Source organism: Limnothrix sp. HT2024 (assembly GCF_059138625.1).
Window position 1 is genome coordinate 768798 of sequence record NZ_CM181121.1, and the last position, 18873, is coordinate 787670.

The 18873-nt window shown below is 56.3% G+C and carries 14 protein-coding genes; 13 read left to right on the forward strand and 1 reads right to left on the reverse strand.

All coding sequences use genetic code 11. The features are described from left to right. The first annotated feature begins 96 nt into the window (after positions 1-96). From AC2IAX_RS03200 to AC2IAX_RS03255, 12 genes are all read left to right on the forward strand, one after another. Complete coding sequence (locus tag AC2IAX_RS03200; protein WP_494389299.1) at positions 97-2496, forward strand: glycosyltransferase family 2 protein; 2400 nt, start codon at positions 97-99, stop codon at positions 2494-2496. Positions 2497-2838: 342 nt separating this feature from the next. Continuing rightward, positions 2839-3351 (forward strand): pentapeptide repeat-containing protein, encoded by a 513-nt coding sequence (locus AC2IAX_RS03205; RefSeq protein ID WP_494389300.1) that lies wholly within the window; start codon positions 2839-2841, stop codon positions 3349-3351. Between the two features lie 392 nt (positions 3352-3743). Continuing rightward, a complete protein-coding gene (locus AC2IAX_RS03210; RefSeq protein ID WP_494389301.1) occupies positions 3744-5132 on the forward strand; it encodes a hypothetical protein in 1389 nt (462 codons plus the stop codon). Between the two features lie 192 nt (positions 5133-5324). Next, positions 5325-7991 carry a DEAD/DEAH box helicase gene (locus AC2IAX_RS03215; RefSeq protein ID WP_494390265.1) on the forward strand — a complete coding sequence of 889 codons (2667 nt, stop codon included), beginning with the start codon at positions 5325-5327 and terminating at the stop codon, positions 7989-7991. Between the two features lie 24 nt (positions 7992-8015). Beyond that, positions 8016-9329, forward strand: coding sequence for an MDR family MFS transporter (locus AC2IAX_RS03220; protein WP_494389302.1), 1314 nt, complete (start codon positions 8016-8018; stop codon positions 9327-9329). Positions 9330-9727: 398 nt separating this feature from the next. Next, on the forward strand, positions 9728-10069 hold the full coding sequence (locus AC2IAX_RS03225; protein WP_099534128.1) for a DUF760 domain-containing protein: 342 nt from the start codon (positions 9728-9730) through the stop codon (positions 10067-10069). A gap of 105 nt (positions 10070-10174) precedes the next feature. Next, a complete protein-coding gene (locus tag AC2IAX_RS03230) occupies positions 10175-10846 on the forward strand; it encodes a sigma-70 family RNA polymerase sigma factor (protein WP_494389303.1) in 672 nt (223 codons plus the stop codon). Between the two features lie 360 nt (positions 10847-11206). Continuing rightward, on the forward strand, positions 11207-12967 hold the full coding sequence (locus tag AC2IAX_RS03235) for an ABC transporter ATP-binding protein (protein ID WP_494389304.1): 1761 nt from the start codon (positions 11207-11209) through the stop codon (positions 12965-12967). A 17-nt stretch (positions 12968-12984) separates the two neighbouring features. Further along, a complete protein-coding gene (locus AC2IAX_RS03240) occupies positions 12985-13950 on the forward strand; it encodes a glycerate kinase (protein ID WP_494389305.1) in 966 nt (321 codons plus the stop codon). A 59-nt stretch (positions 13951-14009) separates the two neighbouring features. Continuing rightward, a complete protein-coding gene (locus AC2IAX_RS03245) occupies positions 14010-14849 on the forward strand; it encodes a 3'(2'),5'-bisphosphate nucleotidase CysQ family protein (protein ID WP_494389306.1) in 840 nt (279 codons plus the stop codon). A 556-nt stretch (positions 14850-15405) separates the two neighbouring features. Then, positions 15406-16056, forward strand: coding sequence for a Crp/Fnr family transcriptional regulator (locus AC2IAX_RS03250; protein ID WP_494389307.1), 651 nt, complete (start codon positions 15406-15408; stop codon positions 16054-16056). Between the two features lie 143 nt (positions 16057-16199). Then, on the forward strand, positions 16200-16370 hold the full coding sequence (locus tag AC2IAX_RS03255) for a DUF2256 domain-containing protein (RefSeq protein WP_099534134.1): 171 nt from the start codon (positions 16200-16202) through the stop codon (positions 16368-16370). Positions 16371-16486: 116 nt separating this feature from the next. On the opposite strand, the gene AC2IAX_RS03260 is transcribed toward AC2IAX_RS03255, so the two are convergent. Next, positions 16487-17380: a glutaminase gene (locus AC2IAX_RS03260; protein WP_494389308.1), complete on the reverse strand. Its 894-nt coding sequence runs from the start codon at positions 17378-17380 to the stop codon at positions 16487-16489. Between the two features lie 292 nt (positions 17381-17672). Here AC2IAX_RS03260 and AC2IAX_RS03265 point away from each other — a divergent pair, with 292 nt between their 5' ends. After that, a complete protein-coding gene (locus AC2IAX_RS03265) occupies positions 17673-18857 on the forward strand; it encodes a transaldolase (protein WP_494389309.1) in 1185 nt (394 codons plus the stop codon). Positions 18858-18873: the final 16 nt, after the last annotated feature.

Genomic DNA, 18873 nt, shown 5'->3' on the forward strand with positions numbered 1-18873 from the left:
GAGTTAGATCCGATCGAGTCCTAACGGTGACATGAGATAGCGAAACGAAATAGCGAAACGGAATGGCGTTTTGACGGTTGTAACGATTCTGAACCTATGACTCTTTCTTGGTTACGTCGTACCTCGCCGGCCCGGGCGCATGGTCAAAAACCACGGCGATTGACGGGGCGTTGGCTGGGCATTTTGGCCGGGGCGATCGGGCTAATGCTGTTGTTGGCGGAGTCCCTAGCGCGTTGCACCGGCCTGACGGAATTTGCCCAGTCGTCTTTGATGTTGCCCCTTTGGGGGTTGGAACTGTTGGGACAAACACCCGACCAGCCTGAATATCGCAGTTGGTTAGTGGCGATGGTGGTGGGGTTGGTGGCAACGGTGGCCCTCGTACCTCGCTGGCGACGAATGCCCAGCCAACGATCGCGCGCCTTGGTGGTGGCGATCGTGGGTGCTTTGACCCTGCGCTACATCGTTTGGCGGGTCACCATGACGCTGAATTTCAGCACGGTGGCCGATGGGCTGGCCAGTGGCTTGCTGTTGGTTTGTGAAATTGCCCTTTGGGTGAATAGTGGTTTGGATTTGGCGCTGATGTTGCGATCGGGCGATCGCCGGGCCGAAGCGGCCCGGGCCGCCGCGTTGGTCGCCACGGGCTATCAACCCACCGTGGATATTTGGATTCCCACCTATGGCGAGCCGGTGGACGTGTTGCGCCGCACGGTAATTGGCTGCCAAGCGCTGAACTACGGCCCCAAGCAAATTTATTTATTAGATGATGGCCGGCGGCCCGAGGTGCGTGACTTGGCCCAATCCCTGGGTTGTCATTACCTGACGCGGGCAAACAACACCCATGCCAAGGCCGGTAATTTAAATCATGCCTTGGGTTACACCCAGGGAGAATTAATCGTTTGTTTTGATGCGGATTTTGTGCCCACTCGCAACTTTTTGCAGCGAACGGTGGGTTTTTTCCATGATCCCTCGGTGGGACTGGTGCAAACTCGCCAGCATTTCTTCAACCCAGACCCGATCGTCTATAACCTGGGGCTGGGCGATCGCTTCACCACGAACCGTGACGTGTTTAGCCGCTATATCCAGTCGGTGCGGGACGGCGTGGGCGCAAGCATTTGCTATGGTTCATCCTTTGTGGTGCGCCGCAGTGCCCTGGAGCAGGTGGGCGGCTTTGTCACCAGCAGTCTTTGCGAAGACTACTTCACGGGGATTGCCTTGATGTCCAGTGGCTACCAAATTCGCTATTTGAATGAGGCCTTGAGTGCGGGGCTATCGCCTGAGAGCATGTCGGCTTACATTGCCCAACAACAGCGCTGGGCAGCGGGAACCATGCAGGGATTTTTCATTCCGGAAAATCCGCTGACCATTCGGGGGCTGACGTTGGTGCAGCGGTTGCACTATGCCCAAGGCTGGTTTTATTGGGGCCTGTCGCTGATTCGGCTGTTGTTTTTGGTGGCTCCGTTGCCGATCGCCCTGCTGGGCATTTCGCCCATGCAGGCGGATGTGATGGAGTGGTTGCTGTGGTTTTTGCCGCTTTATGTGGCCCATTTGGCCACCTGCAATTGGTTGAACCGGCGATCGTGTTCGGCCACCTTGGGCGATGTTTATGCCATTGTGAATTGCTTCCCGATCGCCCTCACGGTATTGCACACGCTTTGGCGGCCCTTTGGCCGCGCCTTTCGGGTCACTCCCAAGGGCATTGCTCGCGATCGGGCAGTGTTTAACCCCATGCCGGGGCTGCCGCTGCTTGGCATTTGGGGACTGACGGCCATGGCTTGGGGCTGGTCTTTGGTACAGGTGTTGGGGTGGTTACCCTTGCCAGCGGGCCAAAGCGGCAGCGAACTGAATTTGGCTTGGCTGACCTATAACCTGCTGTTGGTGGGGGCGGCGGTTTTGGCTTCTGTGGATGCTCCGAAGCCGAATCGGCATGAGTGGTTCCGGCGCGATCGCCCGGGGTTGCTGCAACTGGCCGATCGCCCCTGGCCCATGGGAGTGACGCTGCGTTTGGCTTCCGAATCAGGAGCAATTGTGGCCCTCACTCGATCGCCCCAACCCACTCCGAAATCCGGGATTGGGGCCTGTTGGGCAACGGTGCGCCGGATCCTGTTGGGAGAAGCGCAACCATCCCCAGCGACCAAGGCCACTTCGATGCTCACGGATTTCCCGCCGCTGAGTTCCACCGCCGAGAACCCGGAGCAGGGGCAATTACACCTCATTGATCGCGCCTTTGGGCAGCCCTTGGTTTTGCCGGTGCGAGTGCTCCATCAGCCCGATCGCGATCCCCAAACCGGGGAAGCGCTGTTGGAAGTGGCCTGGGAACCCTTGACCCCGACCCAACAGCGGCAACTGGTGGAATGGCTCTATTGCCAGCCGGGCCAGTGGCAGTCTCGGGAGTCGCCCGGGGAGTTAGCCTCCTTGGGGTTACTGTTGCGATCGAGCCTGTGGGCCTACCGACGACAACGCGATCGTCGGGCCCGTGAGGCGATCGTGCTGCCCTAGGGTCATGATTTTCAAAGCCCTGACCGCCCTAGACAAGGGGCTTAAGCCCCTTGCCCCAAACGATTTGCCAACGGTGGAATCAGGGGTTCAGGTGATTTGACGACAAGCCCTACCGTCCGAGAATTCCTTCCTCAAAAATCATCACCGAAAAAATTACCACCGACGGATCGGCTCGAAAAGGCTCATGGCAAAATGCCTATAGCCTCAAGCCGTTTCTCAAGCTGTCTTTCGGGGATCGCCGTCATGATCGTTTTTGCCCATCATTCTTCCCAACTCTCACGATCAGCTCGATCGATCCTGTCCTGCGGTTTTCTGTCTTTTGGTTTTTTGCCTCGCGGTTTCGTGTTTTCCCGGTGGCGGGCCGCCGTGGGGGCGATCGCGCTCACGGCCCTGTTAATGGTGATTGGGCTGGGGATCGCTGCTCCTGCTTGGGCTGCTAGCTCTGCCGCCATTCGGGCCATTGACGATGCGGAAGTGAGCAATCGCAACTTCGCTGGCCAAAACCTGGAGCGGGCTGAATTTGCCAGCGAAAACCTGGAGCAAGCCGACTTCCATGGAGCCAATTTGCGAGGAGCCGTTTTCAATGGCAGCAATCTCAGCGGCGCAAACCTGCAAGGCGTGGATTTCAGCAACGGAATTGGCTACCTGAGCAATTTCAACGGCGCGGACTTAACCGATGCGGTGCTGTCCGATGCGATGTTGCTGCGATCGACCTTCAAAGGGGCCAAGGTACAGGGAGCCGATTTTACCTACGCAGCGCTCGATCGCCTGCAAGCGGCCCGGCTCTGTGAATATGCGGCTGGCACCAATCCCCAAACCGGCGCAGATACTCGAGAATCGCTAGAATGCCCCTAGGGCGAATATCATTGGTTTCCCCCGCCGATTTCCCCCAGCGCTGGCCCCGAAGCGTCACTGCTGACCGATCGACCTCATGGGTACTGGTGTCAAAAATCACCCCTAGACCCTATCCCATGCGCTATAAATGCGATTAAGAAATGCCGCTTAATGCCATGGGCCAGATGCCATGGACTAGATGCCATGGACTGGTGTTTAGCTCATCGGACAGAGCCAGACCGCTGGGCGGGGAGCCAAACAGCTCAAAAGTGATGATTCCGACCGCCTCGCTCAGAATGTCGGTTAAGATTCGGAAGATTCAACCTCAACCAACCTAGACATTGAGATTCCCAACCGCCAACGGTGGGGAGGCTGTCTAATCACCATCAGGCAAACCTATCGGGGGCAACGCGATGAGCCGAGAACGCGATCGAGAAGAATGCCTTGAGAAGCTTGTGTGGGCAACTCAGGCATCGGGGCTGTCGATTGATCGGGCCCCGCTCGATAAGATTGCCGCCACGATCGTGCAAACCATGACCGGCCCGTGGCGCTATTTCCACACGCCGGAGCACATCTTTGAAGTGGGGGGCCATGAAGACCCGATCGAGGTGCTCTCGGCCCTGTTCCACGACTTGGTTTATGTCCAGGTCGATCGCAGCGTTAACTTCAACCTCAGCTACTTCATCACCCCCTTTGTACGCGAAGAGGGAGAAGCTTTAATTATTCGCGATCAGTCGGAACTGCTGGAAAAAGACCAAACCTTTGCGTTGGTTACCGATATTTTTGGCTTTGGGCCGGGGCAGACCCTCTCTCCCTATGCCGGGATGAATGAGTATCTCAGTGCCCTGGCCGCCGGCAAGATTTTAGAAGACTATGCCCCCGCTGCCCTGATTGCCCAAATCACCGCCTGCATTGAGGGAACGATTCCGTTTCGGCCCAAAAGTACCGAGGGGTTCAGTAACTGTGATGTTCTGTATCAGCGCCTGAACCTGGTCAATGAAAAATATGATTTGGGGCTAGATGAGGCGTTAATTGAAAAAACCGTCAAGCGATCGGTGCGCTTGGCTAACCGGGACGTGGGCAGCTTTGCCAACCCCAGCGCCGCTCGGTTCTTGGACAACACCTGGAGCCTGTTGCCGGAAACCAACCACAATCTGAAGTTTTCCACCTCCTATACGGTCTATCAATACCGGGTTGCCCTCCAAAAAATGGAAGGCTTCATGAATTCCCTGCAACCGGAGCGGATTTTTCATCAGTTTCGCGATGAGCCAGACGATGCCACCTTTAATGCTCTGGTGGAACAGGCCCGCAGCAACTTGGAAATTGGTCGCCTTTATCTGGGCACAAAGTTATTTACGATCGCCTTTCTAGAAGCCCTGTCCATGCGCTTTGGCAAGGATATTCCCCTGTCCATGTTGATGGGTGAAATGCCGAGCGAAGGGTTCAATGTTTCCTCCTTGGCGGACTTTCTGCCCGCGCTGGATCATGTTTATTACCCCCGCAACACCATTGAAGAGGAGGTGTTGACCCTGGTGGAAGTGGGCCGGTTGCAGGATTTTGACTACGACATCAAAAACTCGCCCCTCACGACCTACATGGTGAAGGCCATGGGCTATGACGAAATGTCACGACTGCGCGATCGGGGTAAGGCCTTCTTTGCCGGTGAACTATCCGCCGAGGCCTTCATTGCGGAATGCCCCCAAAAGATTGTGGCGGACGTGACGGAGGGGCTGGGCAAGCTCTTTGACAGCCGCAAGTCTGCCCTCAGTGGCCACAAACTGGTGGCGGAAGTGCCCGCCTAGGAATGACCCTTGAGCCGGTTGGGGGATGGGGGCGTGGTGGCACGGGTTTTCCAATTCGCTCTACTATTGAAGACGGTTCTAGCCTGTGCATCACCCATCCAACAGGTTAAGGCCGATCGCCCCTTCACCCCGTTTGAGTAACTGCCGCGCGTGACTGTTTCCCCCATTTCGCCCCAGGCCGGCTCAGTTTCGATCGCTCAAGGGCCGCCTCCTGCCGATGTTTTTGCCTTTGATCTCGATCGCTTTCAATTGGAAGCGATCGAGGCGCTGAATGCCAACAAATCCGTGGTGGTTTGTGCCCCCACTGGTTCTGGCAAAACCCTGGTGGGTGAATATGCGATCTATCGCGCCCTCAGCCAAGGCAAACGGGTGTTTTACACCACGCCCCTCAAGGCCCTTTCCAATCAGAAATTCCGCGACTTTAAAGAGCAGTTTGGCGAAGATCAAGCGGGTTTATTGACCGGGGATGTGTCCATTAACCGCGATGCCCCCGTGGTGGTGATGACCACGGAGATTTTCCGCAACATGCTCTATGGCACCCCGATCGGGCAAATCGGCACTTCCATGACCGATGTGCAAACGGTGGTGCTCGATGAATGTCACTACATGAACGACTCCCAGCGGGGAACCGTTTGGGAAGAGTCGATCATCTATTGCCCCTTTGAAATTCAACTGGTGGCCCTGTCGGCCACCGTGGCCAACAGCCAACAGCTCACGGATTGGCTGAACTATGTCCATGGGCCCACGGAATTAATTTATTCCGACTTTCGCCCAGTGCCCTTGCAGTTCAGCTTTGGCAACTACAAGGGGTTGTTTCCGCTGCTGGATGACGAAGGCAAACGGCTGCATCCTCAGTTCAAGTCGGAACGCCGCAACCGTCGCAAGCCCCGCGACCAGGTGAAGCGGGATCTGCGGGCCGAAACGCCGGATATTGCCTTTGTGCTGGCCCAACTCCAGCAGCGGGACATGCTCCCGGCCATTTATTTCATCTTCAGCCGCCGAGGGTGCGATCGGGCCGTGGCCAACGCTGCCGGCCTCTCCTTGGTGTCCGATCGCGAAGCCGCACTCCTCAAAACCCGCATCGATAGTTTTTTGGTCAAAAATCCCGGCGCAGCTCGCGATGGCCAACTAGCCGCCCTCTATCGGGGGATTGCTGCTCACCATGCGGGAATTTTGCCCGCCTGGAAAAGCCTTGTTGAAGAGCTGTTCCAAGACGGCCTGATTAAGGTGGTGTTTGCCACGGAAACCCTGGCCGCCGGCATCAACATGCCCGCCCGCACCACGGTGATTTCCAGCCTGTCCAAACGAACCGATCGGGGACATCGCCTGTTGAACGCCTCCGAGTTTTTGCAAATGGCTGGCCGAGCCGGTCGCCGGGGCAAAGACATTCAGGGCTATGTGGTGACCCTGCAAACGCCCTTTGAAGGAGCCAAGGAAGCGGCCCACCTGGCCACCTCCCAACCGGATCCCCTCGTCAGTCAGTTCACCCCCACCTATGGCATGGTGCTGAACCTGCTGCAAACCCACTCCCTAGAGGAAGCGCGCAGCCTGGTGGAACGCAGCTTTGGCCAATACCTCTCCACCATTCACCTCATTCCCTACCAAGAAGAAGTGGAGGAACTGGCGGCCGAGCTGGAGCAACTGCAAGCCCAAACGGCCGAGGTGGACTTGGCCCAAGTGGCCCAATACGAAAAGCTCAACCAGCGACTCAAGGCCGAAGAACGGTTGCTGCGAACCTTGCAAGAACAAGCGGAGGTGGTGCGCGGCAAGGACTTGGCCCCCGCTTTGCAATTTGCGGTGGCGGGAACCGTGCTAGCCCTCAAGGGGCCGTCAATGCCGGTGAAGGAACCGTTGCCAGCGGTGTTGGTGCTGAAGGTGGCTGGCTCCGGTCGATTCCCCTATCTGGTTTGTTTGGGGATTGACAATGCTTGGCATGTGGTGAAAACCGAGGATGTGGCGGGCCTTTACGGGGAATTTCCGCGCATTTCAGCGGTCGATCGCCTGGAACCCCCGGTGGCTTTACCCCTGCGGCCTGGCCAGCACCTGGCCGGCGACGAAGAAACCCTGGCCATCATTCATCGGATTCCTGTGTTGCCCGATCCGGAGGATGCGCCGGAAGTGATTGAGCAACGAGAACGGGTGGAATCGGTGGCGGCTCAGTTGGAGGAGCATCCCGTTTCCCAATGGACTAATCGCAAGTACCTGTTCAAGGCGTTGCACAGCTTGGATACGTTGGCGGATACCTTGGCGGAAAAACGCGGCCAGTTGGGGCGTATGTCTGAGCGCTATTGGCAGGAGTTCGTGAATCTGATTGAAATCCTGCAATATTTTGAGTGTTTGGACGAAAACCACAAGCCCACGGAATTGGGTCAGGCGATCGCAACGTTGCGCGGAGAAAATGAGCTGTGGCTGGGGTTGGCCCTGATGTCTGGCGAGTTCGATCGCCTGGAGCCGCCCCAACTGGCCGCCGCCTGTGCGGCCCTGCTGATTGAAGAACCCCGCCCGGACACTTGGACGGATGCACTCCCTACGGATGGCGTGTTGGCCACCCTGGAAGATTTGAGCGATCAGCGGCGGGAACTGTTCAAGATTCAGCGGCGCTATCGGGTGATGTTGCCGATTTTGCTGGAAGACGAACTGATCGGCTTGGTGGAGCAGTGGGCCTTGGGGGCGGAATGGTCGGACTTGTCGGCCCGCACCAGCTTGGATGATGGGGATGTGGTGCGGATGGTGCGCCGAACGCTGGATTTGCTCTCCCAGGTGATTCATGTGCCCTATTTGGCGGGAGACTTGAAGGATCGGGCCAGCGAAGCGCGGGCCCTGCTCGATCGCTTCCCGGTTTCGGAAACGGTCGATTAAATCCTTGCGGGGTGGGGTTTGTTCATGGGCGCGTTGCGTCAAATCCAACAACGATTGAAGCAGGGGCTGTTTCCCAAAGGTCGATCGCCCCAATCCACAGTCCCACCCACCGTTCAACGATGGTTGCCCCCCTTGCCCGGTGTGGTCTGGATTTTGACCCTGGGGCGCGTCCTGTTGCACCTGGGCACTGGCTTGGTCATGTTCTACGGAGCGATCTACTTTGTGGAACAGGTGGGCCTGTCGGCCACCGCCGTGGGTACTGCCCTGGGGTTGGGGCAGTTGTCGGGGGTGCTGGGCCGGGTGGCCAGCGGTTCATGGTCGGATTCGCCCCGGGTGGGCCGACGGAATGTGTTGCTGTTGTCGGCGATCGCCTCGGCCCTGGGGGATGGGGTGTTGGGGTTTGCGGCGGGGTTTCCGTTGCTGGTGGTGGGCAATCTGCTGATGGGCTTGGGCGTGGGGCTATATTGGCCGGCCATGGAAGCCCTGGTGGCGGACTTTACCCCGGAGGAACATCGGCGGGAAGCCTTTGCGGTCACGCGGCTGGCGGATGTGGTGGGGCTGGGATTGGGCACGGCGATCGGGGGATTGCTGGTGGGCCAAACCGGTCTCTATCGGTTGCTGTTTTTGGGCGATGCCCTGTCTTTTGTGCTGTTTGCGGTGGCGGTGGTGGCCCTGGTGCCCGATCGCCGGCCCGCAGTCCAAACGGCGATCGGCCATTGGGCCGGCTGGCGCAAAACCCTGAGCGATCGGCTCCTCGGCCTGTTTGTGATTGCTAATATTTTGTTCACCACCTATTTGGCCCAAGTGGAAGCCACCTTGCCCCTTTATCTCAAGCGGATTGTGGGCTTGGCTCCCGCGCAAATCGGGGTTCTCTTCTCGGGGCATATTATTTTAGCGGCGGTGGCCCAACTGCCCATGTCCCGGTTGCTGCGCCCCTATGGCCATGCCCGATCGTTGGCGATCGCTGCCGGGTTGTTTGGGGTGGGGTTTGCCGCCGTTTGGTGGATTCAGCCCGGAGCCTGGGCCTTGGCCGGGGCGAGCGGGGCCCTGGCGTTGTTGTCCCTGGCCATGGTGGCCTATACGCCCTCTGGTTCGGCCCTGGTGGTGGATTTGGCTCCGGAATCCCTACGCGGCACTTACCTTTCGATCAATTCCCTTTGCTGGGCCGTGGGCTATGCGGTGGGGCCGCCGTTGGGTGGGCTGGCCCTCGATGCCTCCCCAGCGATCGCCCGAGGATTTTGGATTTGGCCCGTGCTGAGTGTGGGGCTGGTGTTGGGGTTGCTGCACTGGCTCGATCGGCTGCTCGATCGACACCTGAACCGGGCATCCTCAACTTAGGATGAGTTGAGAAAGGGTTAATCAACGGTTAGACAAAGGAAATCACCGCTCGTCAACTTCCGTTGCAGACTTGAGCAAAAATGTCACAATAGGGCCAGATTGTTGAGCAATGTTCGTTAATTTCTGTTAGTGCTTCTATATTGTGTTTCCGTTGGTGCCATCCCACTCAATCGGGAATGCGTGCAAATCCATTCACCGTCCCCTCAATTTCCCTTTGCACGCTTCCAGTCCCGTTCTGGGTAATGCTTGACTCACCAACCGTTGCAATGTGCGGCAGATCGTTGTTGCATAAAGTTGCAGGTGAACTCAACAACATCGTTAACGCCAACCAGAACGCTAACCAGCATTTCTATAGGATTCTCCCAGAGTCCGATCGTCCTTCCGACTGAATCGACGCTATGGTTTTTAACCCCGAAACGGCTGACTGGTTTGATGACGCATCAAATGACGATCGCGTCAATCCGCTGCTGCAATACCTCCAGCGTCAATCGCCGGAAGTGTTGGCCCGCGTGGCCCGGGCGGTGACCCCTGATGTGAAGCAAATTGTTTCCCAAAATGTTCAAGGCTTGGTCGGTTCCTTGCCCGGTGAACATTTCAGCATCCAAATCGTGACCGATCGAGAAAATCTGGCCGGATTGTTGGCCTCGGCCATGATGACGGGCTATTTTTTACGGCAAATGGAACAACGAATGCAGATGGAAGATGCCCTGCATGATGTGGCTTCCTTGGGGGATGATTAGGCCCCGAAGCTAGGTTGATGGTTCCGGCCAGACCCTAATCCCGGCGAGGGGGGTTACCTCCCTTGGCCGCATTTTGCCACCGCAACGGATACTGCCTGATTGCCCATGGATGCACCTAGTTTTCATGAATGTCGTCACCCGATCGTTCAGTCCCTCAATCAATACAGTGATTCAGAATTATTGGACTTATTTAAACGCTATCCCGACTCCGGCCGCTATTTTGTAGCCTTGTTTTGTCGCTATAGCCCGATCGTCTATTCCCTGGTGCAACATTCCGCGCCGTCCGATGCCCAAGCGGATTATTTATTTGCCCAAATTTGGTTCCGAATCTTTCGCGAATTACCCACTTTAGATTTGGAACGGGCCCGGGCAACTCGCATCGATCGCGCTGATGAATTTACCTTGCAAAACTGGCTGATTAATATGACGGCTTTGATGGTGAATCAGGCGGAATTGCCCCCCGTGGAATCCATTCACTATTCCTTGACGGCTGCCCCGCCGCCCCTTTGGTGTTACCTGCAATCAGCGCTCGATCGCCAGGATCCCACGGCGCGGTTGATGGTGTTGATGGCCCAAACCCTGCACTGGAGCGAGCCACGAATTGCCGCCTATTTGCAAGCGGAGGGGGAATCCTTGTCACCGGCCGCTGTGCGGGCCAAGTTGCGCCAAAGTTACCGCGCCTTGGAATCAGCCTTACCGCCAGATATTCGGGCAATTTATTTGGGTGAATCCTTTGATGGGCCAGGCTCTGGGGAGGCGGAAACGGCCTTAAATTAAGACCCTGAACCAACGGCGCTCAACTCAAGACTAAAGCGCAAGATTCTGAAAACCTAAGAGGGTGTCTAAAAAGTATCTTTTGGCACGGGTCAAGCACCGATAGTTGTGGGGGCAAGGGGCTTAAGCCCCTTGTCTGCGTCGATCGCTAGGGTTTACTGAGTAGTAATTTTGGCTTTTCAAACGGCCTCGAAGGCTCAAGGCTCAAAATCTAAGGTTCAAGATTCAAAGCTCAAGATTCAAGAATCAAGGCCCCAAAAAAACCAAAACCCCCAGGTTTTCACCTTGGGGACGATTTGCGGGCGAAGCTTGTCTGTTCAACGAACTCCTTTGAAGAATTCCTATATCAGGATGGTCTAATTTATGGCTGGCTCCAATCGATCGAACCTGAAAATCTTAGGAAACTATTTACGCCCCTATTGGAAAAAAACCTCGATCGGGATTGGCACACTCCTGCTGGTGAATGTGTTGGGGGTTTATATTCCCCTGCTGATTCGGAATGGAATTGATGAGTTGCAAGCGAGCTTCTCGTTCGATCGCATTCTCTTATTCGCCGTCACCGTGATGATTTTGGCCTCGGTGATGTGGGTGATTCGGATGGTGTCGCGGGTGCTGGTGTTTGGGGTGGGTCGCCAGGTGGAATTTGACCTGAAACAACGCATTTTTCAACATTTATTGACCCTGGAGCCAGCCTATTTTGCGGTGAACACGGCCGGAGATCTCATTAACCGCACCACCAGCGATGTAGACAACATTCGCCGGTTAATGGGGTTTGCCGTTCTAAGCTTGGCGAATACCCTATTTGCCTATGCGTTAACCCTACCCATTATGCTCAGCATCAACGTGCGGTTAACGCTGTTGGCTCTGTTGGTTTATCCCTTGATGTTGGTGTTGGTGCAGTTGTTTGCCAATCAATTGCGAACCCAGCAGTTGGAGGTACAAGAGCGGCTTTCGGAAATGAGCGACCTCATTCAAGAGGACATGAGCGGCATTTCTCCGATCAAAATCTATGCCCAAGAGGAGAATGAGCGGCAAGCTTTTCGGCGGGTGAATGATCAGTTGCTGCGGGTGAATTTGAGTTTCGCTAAAACCCGTAGTGTGCTGTTTCCATTGCTAGGAGGGCTGGCGAGTGTCAGCTTGCTGGTGCTGTTGTGGTTTGGTTCCGATGCGATCGCCCAAGGGGAACTGTCGATCGGGAATTTTGTGGCACTGCTGATTTATGTGGAGCGATTGGTTTTCCCCACGGCGCTTTTGGGTTTCACGATCAGCACCTATCAGCGGGGCGAAGTCAGCATCAATCGTGTGGAAGCGATTTTGCAGACGGAACCGAAGATTATCGACAACAGCGAATCGATCGCCCTGCCGCTGGAGCAAGTGGTGGGCCATCTCAAGGCCACCCACCTCAGCTACGGCTATCCGGGGAGCGATCGCCTGGCCTTGAGCGATCTGAACTTCGAGATTCAACCGGGGGAAATGGTGGCGATCGTGGGCCCCGTGGGTTGCGGCAAGTCCACATTGGCCAATGCCCTGCCGCGCCTGCTGGATCTGAAGCCGGGCCAACTGTGGCTCGATGGAATTGACATTACCCAACTGCGGATCCACGATCTGCGCGGGGCGATCGCCTATGTGCCCCAAGATAGTTTTCTGTTCAGCACCTCGATCGCCAACAACATTCGCTACGGCAATCCCGCGATCGACCTGGGGGCCGTGGAAGCCGCCGCCGACACCAGCCAAATTCGCAACGAAATCCTCACCTTCCCCCAGCAATACGAAACGGTGGTCGGAGAGCGAGGCATCACCCTTTCCGGCGGCCAACGCCAGCGCACCGCCCTGGCCCGCGCTCTGTTGATCAGTTCCCCCATTTTGATTTTGGATGATGCTCTATCGAGCGTCGATAACCAAACTGCCACGGAAATTTTGCGCAATCTGACGGACGGAACCGCTAAGAAAACCGTGATTTTTATTTCCCATCAAATGTCCGCCGCCGCCACTGCCGATCGAATTTTGGTGATGGATCAAGGCTCCATTGTGGACATGGGAACCCACGATGAATTGCTCTCGCGACCGGGGTTATATCGCGACCTTTGGAATCAACATACCTTGGAAACAATGTTGGCTGCCTAGGGGCTGTCATCAACTAATTGCTTGCGGACAAACCGCCCCTAGAAACTTGGGAATTCATGCCGGATTTTGCAGCATTTTGTGAAGCCCTGAGCCAGCGATCGCGCTGGGCCTTTTTGCTCAATCACCCCAGCAATCGGGCCATGATGGAGCAAGCTTGGTGGCCTTTGGCCTTGGCGTTAGGGCAATTACGCGCCCAGAGCGATCGCCCGATCGTGTTGGGAATTTTGGGTGTTCAGGGTGCAGGCAAAACCACCTTCTGTGGCGCAATGGCCGTGGCGTTGGAACTGTTGGGGTGGCGAACTCTCAGTTGGTCGATCGATGACCTTTACAAAACCTATGCCGATCGGCAACGGCTGCAAGCCCAGGATCCGCGACTCATTTGGCGAGGGCCGCCGGGAACCCATGATGTTGATCTGGGGCTGGAAACGTTGCGGGCCTTGCGATCGCCCCAAGCTTCCACCATAGCCATTCCGCGATTCGATAAATCCTGTCATGGGGGACAGGGCGATCGCGTGGCGGCGGAGATGATTCAACCAGTTGATATTGTGTTGTTTGAAGGGTGGTTTGTGGGAGTGAAGCCGATTGATTTCACGACTCTTGTGGATTGGCCAGCACCCATTTTTTCGGAGGACGATCGCGCCTTTGCTCAGGATTGTAATCAACGGCTGCGGGATTATTTACCCCTTTGGGAATGGTGCGATCGACTCTTGATTTTGAAACCCACTGATTACCAATTTTCAAAACAGTGGCGACAGCAAGCCGAGCGCGATCGAATTGCCGCCGGAGGGCAGGGGCTGAGTGAGGCGGAAATTTCCGATTTTGTGGATTACTTTTGGAAAGCCTTGCACCCAAAGCTATTTGTTGATCCGTTGCTGGCGGCCGGGGCTGCCGATTGGGTATTTGAATTTGGGATCGATCGACAGTTAACCCGAGTGACCCGATCGCCCGGAAGCTACCTGAATTTTGGTCACCCAATCATCTAATCCCCCAAGAGCCTAATCAACTGATACCATCAAGGCCCCTGTCCTGCATTTGAGCCACCATGCGACCCCTTGAGGATTTGTGCGCGATCGCCCGTCAAGCCGCCTGGGCCGCCAGCGACGTGCTGCGGGCCTATTACCGAGGCGATCAGTTGGCGATTGAAGACCAAGGCGACGGGCCCGTCACGGCCGCCGACCTGGCAGCCAATCAAACCATCCTCAGTCATTTGCAGCAGGAATTGGGGAGCGCTGAATTTGGCTACCTGAGCGAAGAAACCTACAAATCAGAAGGCATTCCAGCCGATCGGGATTGGATTTGGATCATCGATCCCCTGGATGGAACCAAGGACTTTATTCAAAAAACCGGCGAATATGCCATTCACCTGGCGCTGGTTTATCAAGGGCGGCCGGAACTGGCGATCGTGGCTTGCCCGGAGGCGGAACAGTTGTATGCAGCCGTGAAAGGGTCGGGAACGGTGGCGTTCGATCGCGCTGGCCAAACCCGATCGCCCCGGGTGTCGGACTGTGCCCAACTCTCGGAGCTGACCGTGGTGGTCAGTCGATCGCACCGAGACCAGCGGTTTAACCAATTGCTGGCCGCCCTGCCTTGCCAAAATCAGCACGCCGTGGGCAGTGTTGGTGGCAAAATTGCCGCGATCGTGGAGCAAAAAGCGGATTTGTATCTTTCCCTTTCGGGCAAATCGGCCCCCAAGGATTGGGATATGGCCGCCCCGGAATTGATCTTGACGGAAGCGGGCGGCCAGTTCACCCACTTTGACGGTCAACCCCTGCGCTATGCCACGGGCGATTTGAACCAGTGGGGCGGCCGCATTGCCAGCAACGGCCCGAATCATGGGGAACTTTGCCAAATCCTGCAAACGGAACTGGCCCGCCTACCTTAAGAGGGTGTCTGAAAAGCCAAAATTGCCACCCTGTAAGCTCCAGCGATCGGCGCAGACAAGGGGCTTAAGCCCCTTGCCCCCACAGCAATTGATGCTTGAGTCAAGCCAAAAGCGCTAAACAAGTTCAATGTTAAGGATTAAGCCCCTTGCCCCCACGGCAATTGATGCTTGGCCCATACTGAAAGATGCTGCTTAGACATCCTCGGAGAGGGGGGATCATCCCTAGGCGCTGCGGCACAATCTTCATGGATCGTTAACATTCCCTTGGCAAGGGGTTAAACGGTCGCCGTTAGCCTGAGTTGGTGTGGGGCACTACAGTTTTGACCCAGTTATTGCAGAGGCTCCTGACAAGCTGAGACCCCCAGCCTCGCAATTACTGAGGTTTTGCCGATGATTTGGCCATCGCTTATTGAAAATTACTGTCAATTGGTCAAAAACTGATACGATCTCAATTGGCAGTCATCGAGCACAGATCATTCAAGTCCCAACTCCCAAGACTCAGCACCCGTGATTTGCGTCCTGGGATCGCACCCCATCGCCCTCTGCTTCCCCTCCCATGCCCAAAATGATCCGATCGACCCTGGCCAGTAGCACCGACTTGGAACTGCGCCGGTTGCTCGAAGCCCAATACCGTAGCCAAAACCTCGAATCGTTTCGCACCAACCAAACCATTCCCCTCCAACCCGATCGCCTCTGGGTTGTTTATCGCGGGGCCGTAGCCCTCGAAACCCTGCTGCCGGACGGTTCCGAAGCAATTTTGGGCTTTGCGAGCACGGGGACATTTTTTGGACAAGTTCTGAGCGCGGTGAATCCTTACCGGGCCTCGGCCTTGGCTCCCACGGATCTGTTGCCCCTCTCGATCGACCAGGTGCAGCGATCCCCGATCCTGGCCCGCAACCTGCTGTTCCACGCCCTGCGCCGTTTGGATCAGGCCAGCGATTTGAAATCCTTGCTCACCCTGAAGCGAGCCGATGAGCGCCTTTGGCAACTGCTGCAACTGCTCGATCGGGAATTTGGGCAGCCCCTTGGCTCAGCGCGTCGTTTGAATTTGCGCCTCACCCATCGGCAATTGGCCAGCGCTGCCCAAACCACCCGGGTCACCGTGACTCGGCTGTTGCAACTGTTCCAAGCCCAAGGCCGAATCGAGATTGATGCCGATCGACACCTTTGGTTTCCCGCAGGAGGCAAGAATTCGCCTGAGGCCTGAGGTCTTGGATGCCTGAGGTCTTGGATGTCAGGGGGCTTGGATACCAGAGACCTTTGGGAACCTGCCAAGAGTTCGGGGTGAAAATTCGTTAAAATACTTGCCTGCGCCAATTGAATGGCGCGCTCCATCCGCTTGAACATTCCATGCCCAAACAACGCAAGAAAGCCGACTTTCCTACCAAAGTTTGTGTCGTTTGTGGTTTGTCGTTTACCTGGCGCAAAAAATGGGCAGACTGCTGGGACGAAGTGAAATACTGCTCCGATCGCTGTCGTCGCCGCAAAAATCAAGCCGATCGCCCCGAGTCTGCCTCCTGAACCGTGGCCCAATCAACAACCTTGTCAATCAACAACCCTTCAATAACCTTTCAACAGGATTTGAGGTGATTACTTGAAGTGATTGATTGGATTCAGGCTATTGGGTTCAGGGTGAATCAAAACCAGCGAATCGCCCCTTCCACAAAGTCCAACCCCAAAATCGAATGGCCTTGGGGATTCAGCAGCGGACTGTAACAGGCGATCGATCCTTGACCGGGCTGGATTGACCAAACCACGCCGCTCACGCCGGACTTGGTGGGCCAGCCCACACGCGCCATCCAGGTTTCCGAATCTTGGTAGAGACCGCCCACCGCGATCGCCCCTAGGGTTTGCTGCACCAACTCAGCCCATTGGGAGGGCGGATTAGCAAACCAACAGCCCAAAGCCGCCAACTCAGGCATCGTGATCCCCAGGCAACAAAGCCGGTTGTAAATCTCCAGGGCAATTTCCGGCTCCGCCACCCGGCCAGAGTCCACCAAGGTTTGCACCAAAGCACGATTGCGACCGTTGGGCAGGCTCTGCACCGAAGCCAGCACGGTTTCATTCACGGGCATTAGGCAGCCTGTTTCCCGATATAACCAAGCTTGGAACCGTCGCACCCGATCACGCGCGGTGGTTCCAGGCAGGGCCCCCGCTAGGGCCAAGGCCCCACTATTCAGCATGGGATTGCGGGGATGGCCCGCATCTTCCAGCAGTTGATCCAAGTCGTTGTAGGCCTTGGCGGATGGTTGACAGCCCACCAAGCCGCTCACAACCTCGGGGCCCAGAAGCGCAAGGGCATAGAACAGCAGCAGGGGTTTCATGACGCTCATCAACACCACCCGCCGCCCCGGGGGCGATCGATCCCAACTGCGGCCATCCACGGCCTGCACGGCGGCCGCAAACTCTTGCGGATTGGCCTTGGCCAAAGCGGGCACGTAGTCTGGCAAATAGCCACTGATGCCCGATCGCGTTCCTTGTCGAGCCAGATCATCCAACAACAACCGAGATGTTGCGATTAGTCCAGTCATGTCGCCTGCATCGCCTTGGGCCGGCATACAGGAAGCAGCCACCAGCCCTGCTAATACTCTAGAGAAGGCCAGGGAGCCTGATAAGCAATTGTGATCAAGTGATGAGGTTTCTTATCGATCGCTGATTGAACACTTACCAGGAACTCCCGCCCTCTTTGAACTTTTCTGTGATTTTGTTGAAGTTCTCATCGGGAGCGTCACCATTCCCGGTGGGATCGGCCACACTGGAAGCACATTTCCCGGCCCAACCGAGAGGGCGGGACACTCGCAACGCTCTCAGCGAGAAGTGATCATGGCTCAGACCTTGCTTGAACAATTACGCGCAATGACGATCGTGGTGGCCGATACCGGCGACATTCAAGCGATCGAACGACTCAAGCCCCGCGATGCCACAACGAACCCTTCATTGATCACCGCTGCGGCCCAAATGCCGCAATACCAGGAAATTGTGGATCAAACCCTGCTGGAGGCCCGCACCGAAAAGGGCAAGCAAGCCAGCGCGGAGGAGGTGGCTTCCCTGGCCTTTGAGCGCTTGGCGGTGGCCTTTGGTAAAAAGATTTTGCAAATTATTCCCGGTCGGGTCTCCACGGAGGTCGATGCGCGCCTGTCCTATGACACGGAAGCGACGATCGCCAAGGGTCGTTATCTGATTTCGGAGTACGAAAAAGCCGGTGTTTCACGCGATCGAATTCTGATCAAAATTGCCGCCACTTGGGAAGGCATTCGCGCCGCCGAAGTGTTGGAACAAGAAGGCATTCACTGCAATCTCACCCTGTTGTTTGGTTTGCACCAGGCGATCGCCTGTGCAGAGGCGGGCGTGACCCTTATTTCGCCTTTCGTGGGTCGAATTTTGGATTGGCACAAGAAAAAGACTGGCCGCGATTCGTTTCCGGCCCCAGAAGATCCCGGTGTGTTGTCCGTGACGCGGATTTATAACTACTACAAAACCTTTGGCCATCAAACGGAGGTGATGGGGGCGAGTTTCCGCAACATGGGCGAAATTGTGGAACTGGCCGGTTGTGACTTGCTGACCATTTCGCCGGCCCTCCTGGATGAGCTGGAAAGCAATCAGGGCGAGCTGGTGCGCAAGCTGAGTCCTGACTTGGCCGGTGCAGAGCCGATCGAAAAAATCGAGATGAATCGCGAAGTTTTCGATCAAATGCACCAAGACGATGCAATGGCCTCCGAAAAGCTCACGGAGGGGATTGAAGGCTTCTCGAAAGCGCTGGAATCCCTGGAGTTGCTGTTAAAAAATCGCCTGGCTCAACTGGAAGGCCAAGAAGCCCTCAGCCATGCGGCCGATGACATTTTCCATGTCTACGATTTGGACGGAGATGGCTTCATTACCCGTGAAGAATGGGCTGGGAGCGATGCGGTTTTTGATGCCCTAGATTCCAACCGAGATGGCAAAATCACCCCCGCTGAAATGGCGGCTGGTCTTGGGGCGGCCTATCACCACCATCTGGTGGGCGTTTAGGGCCTGATTTCGGCCA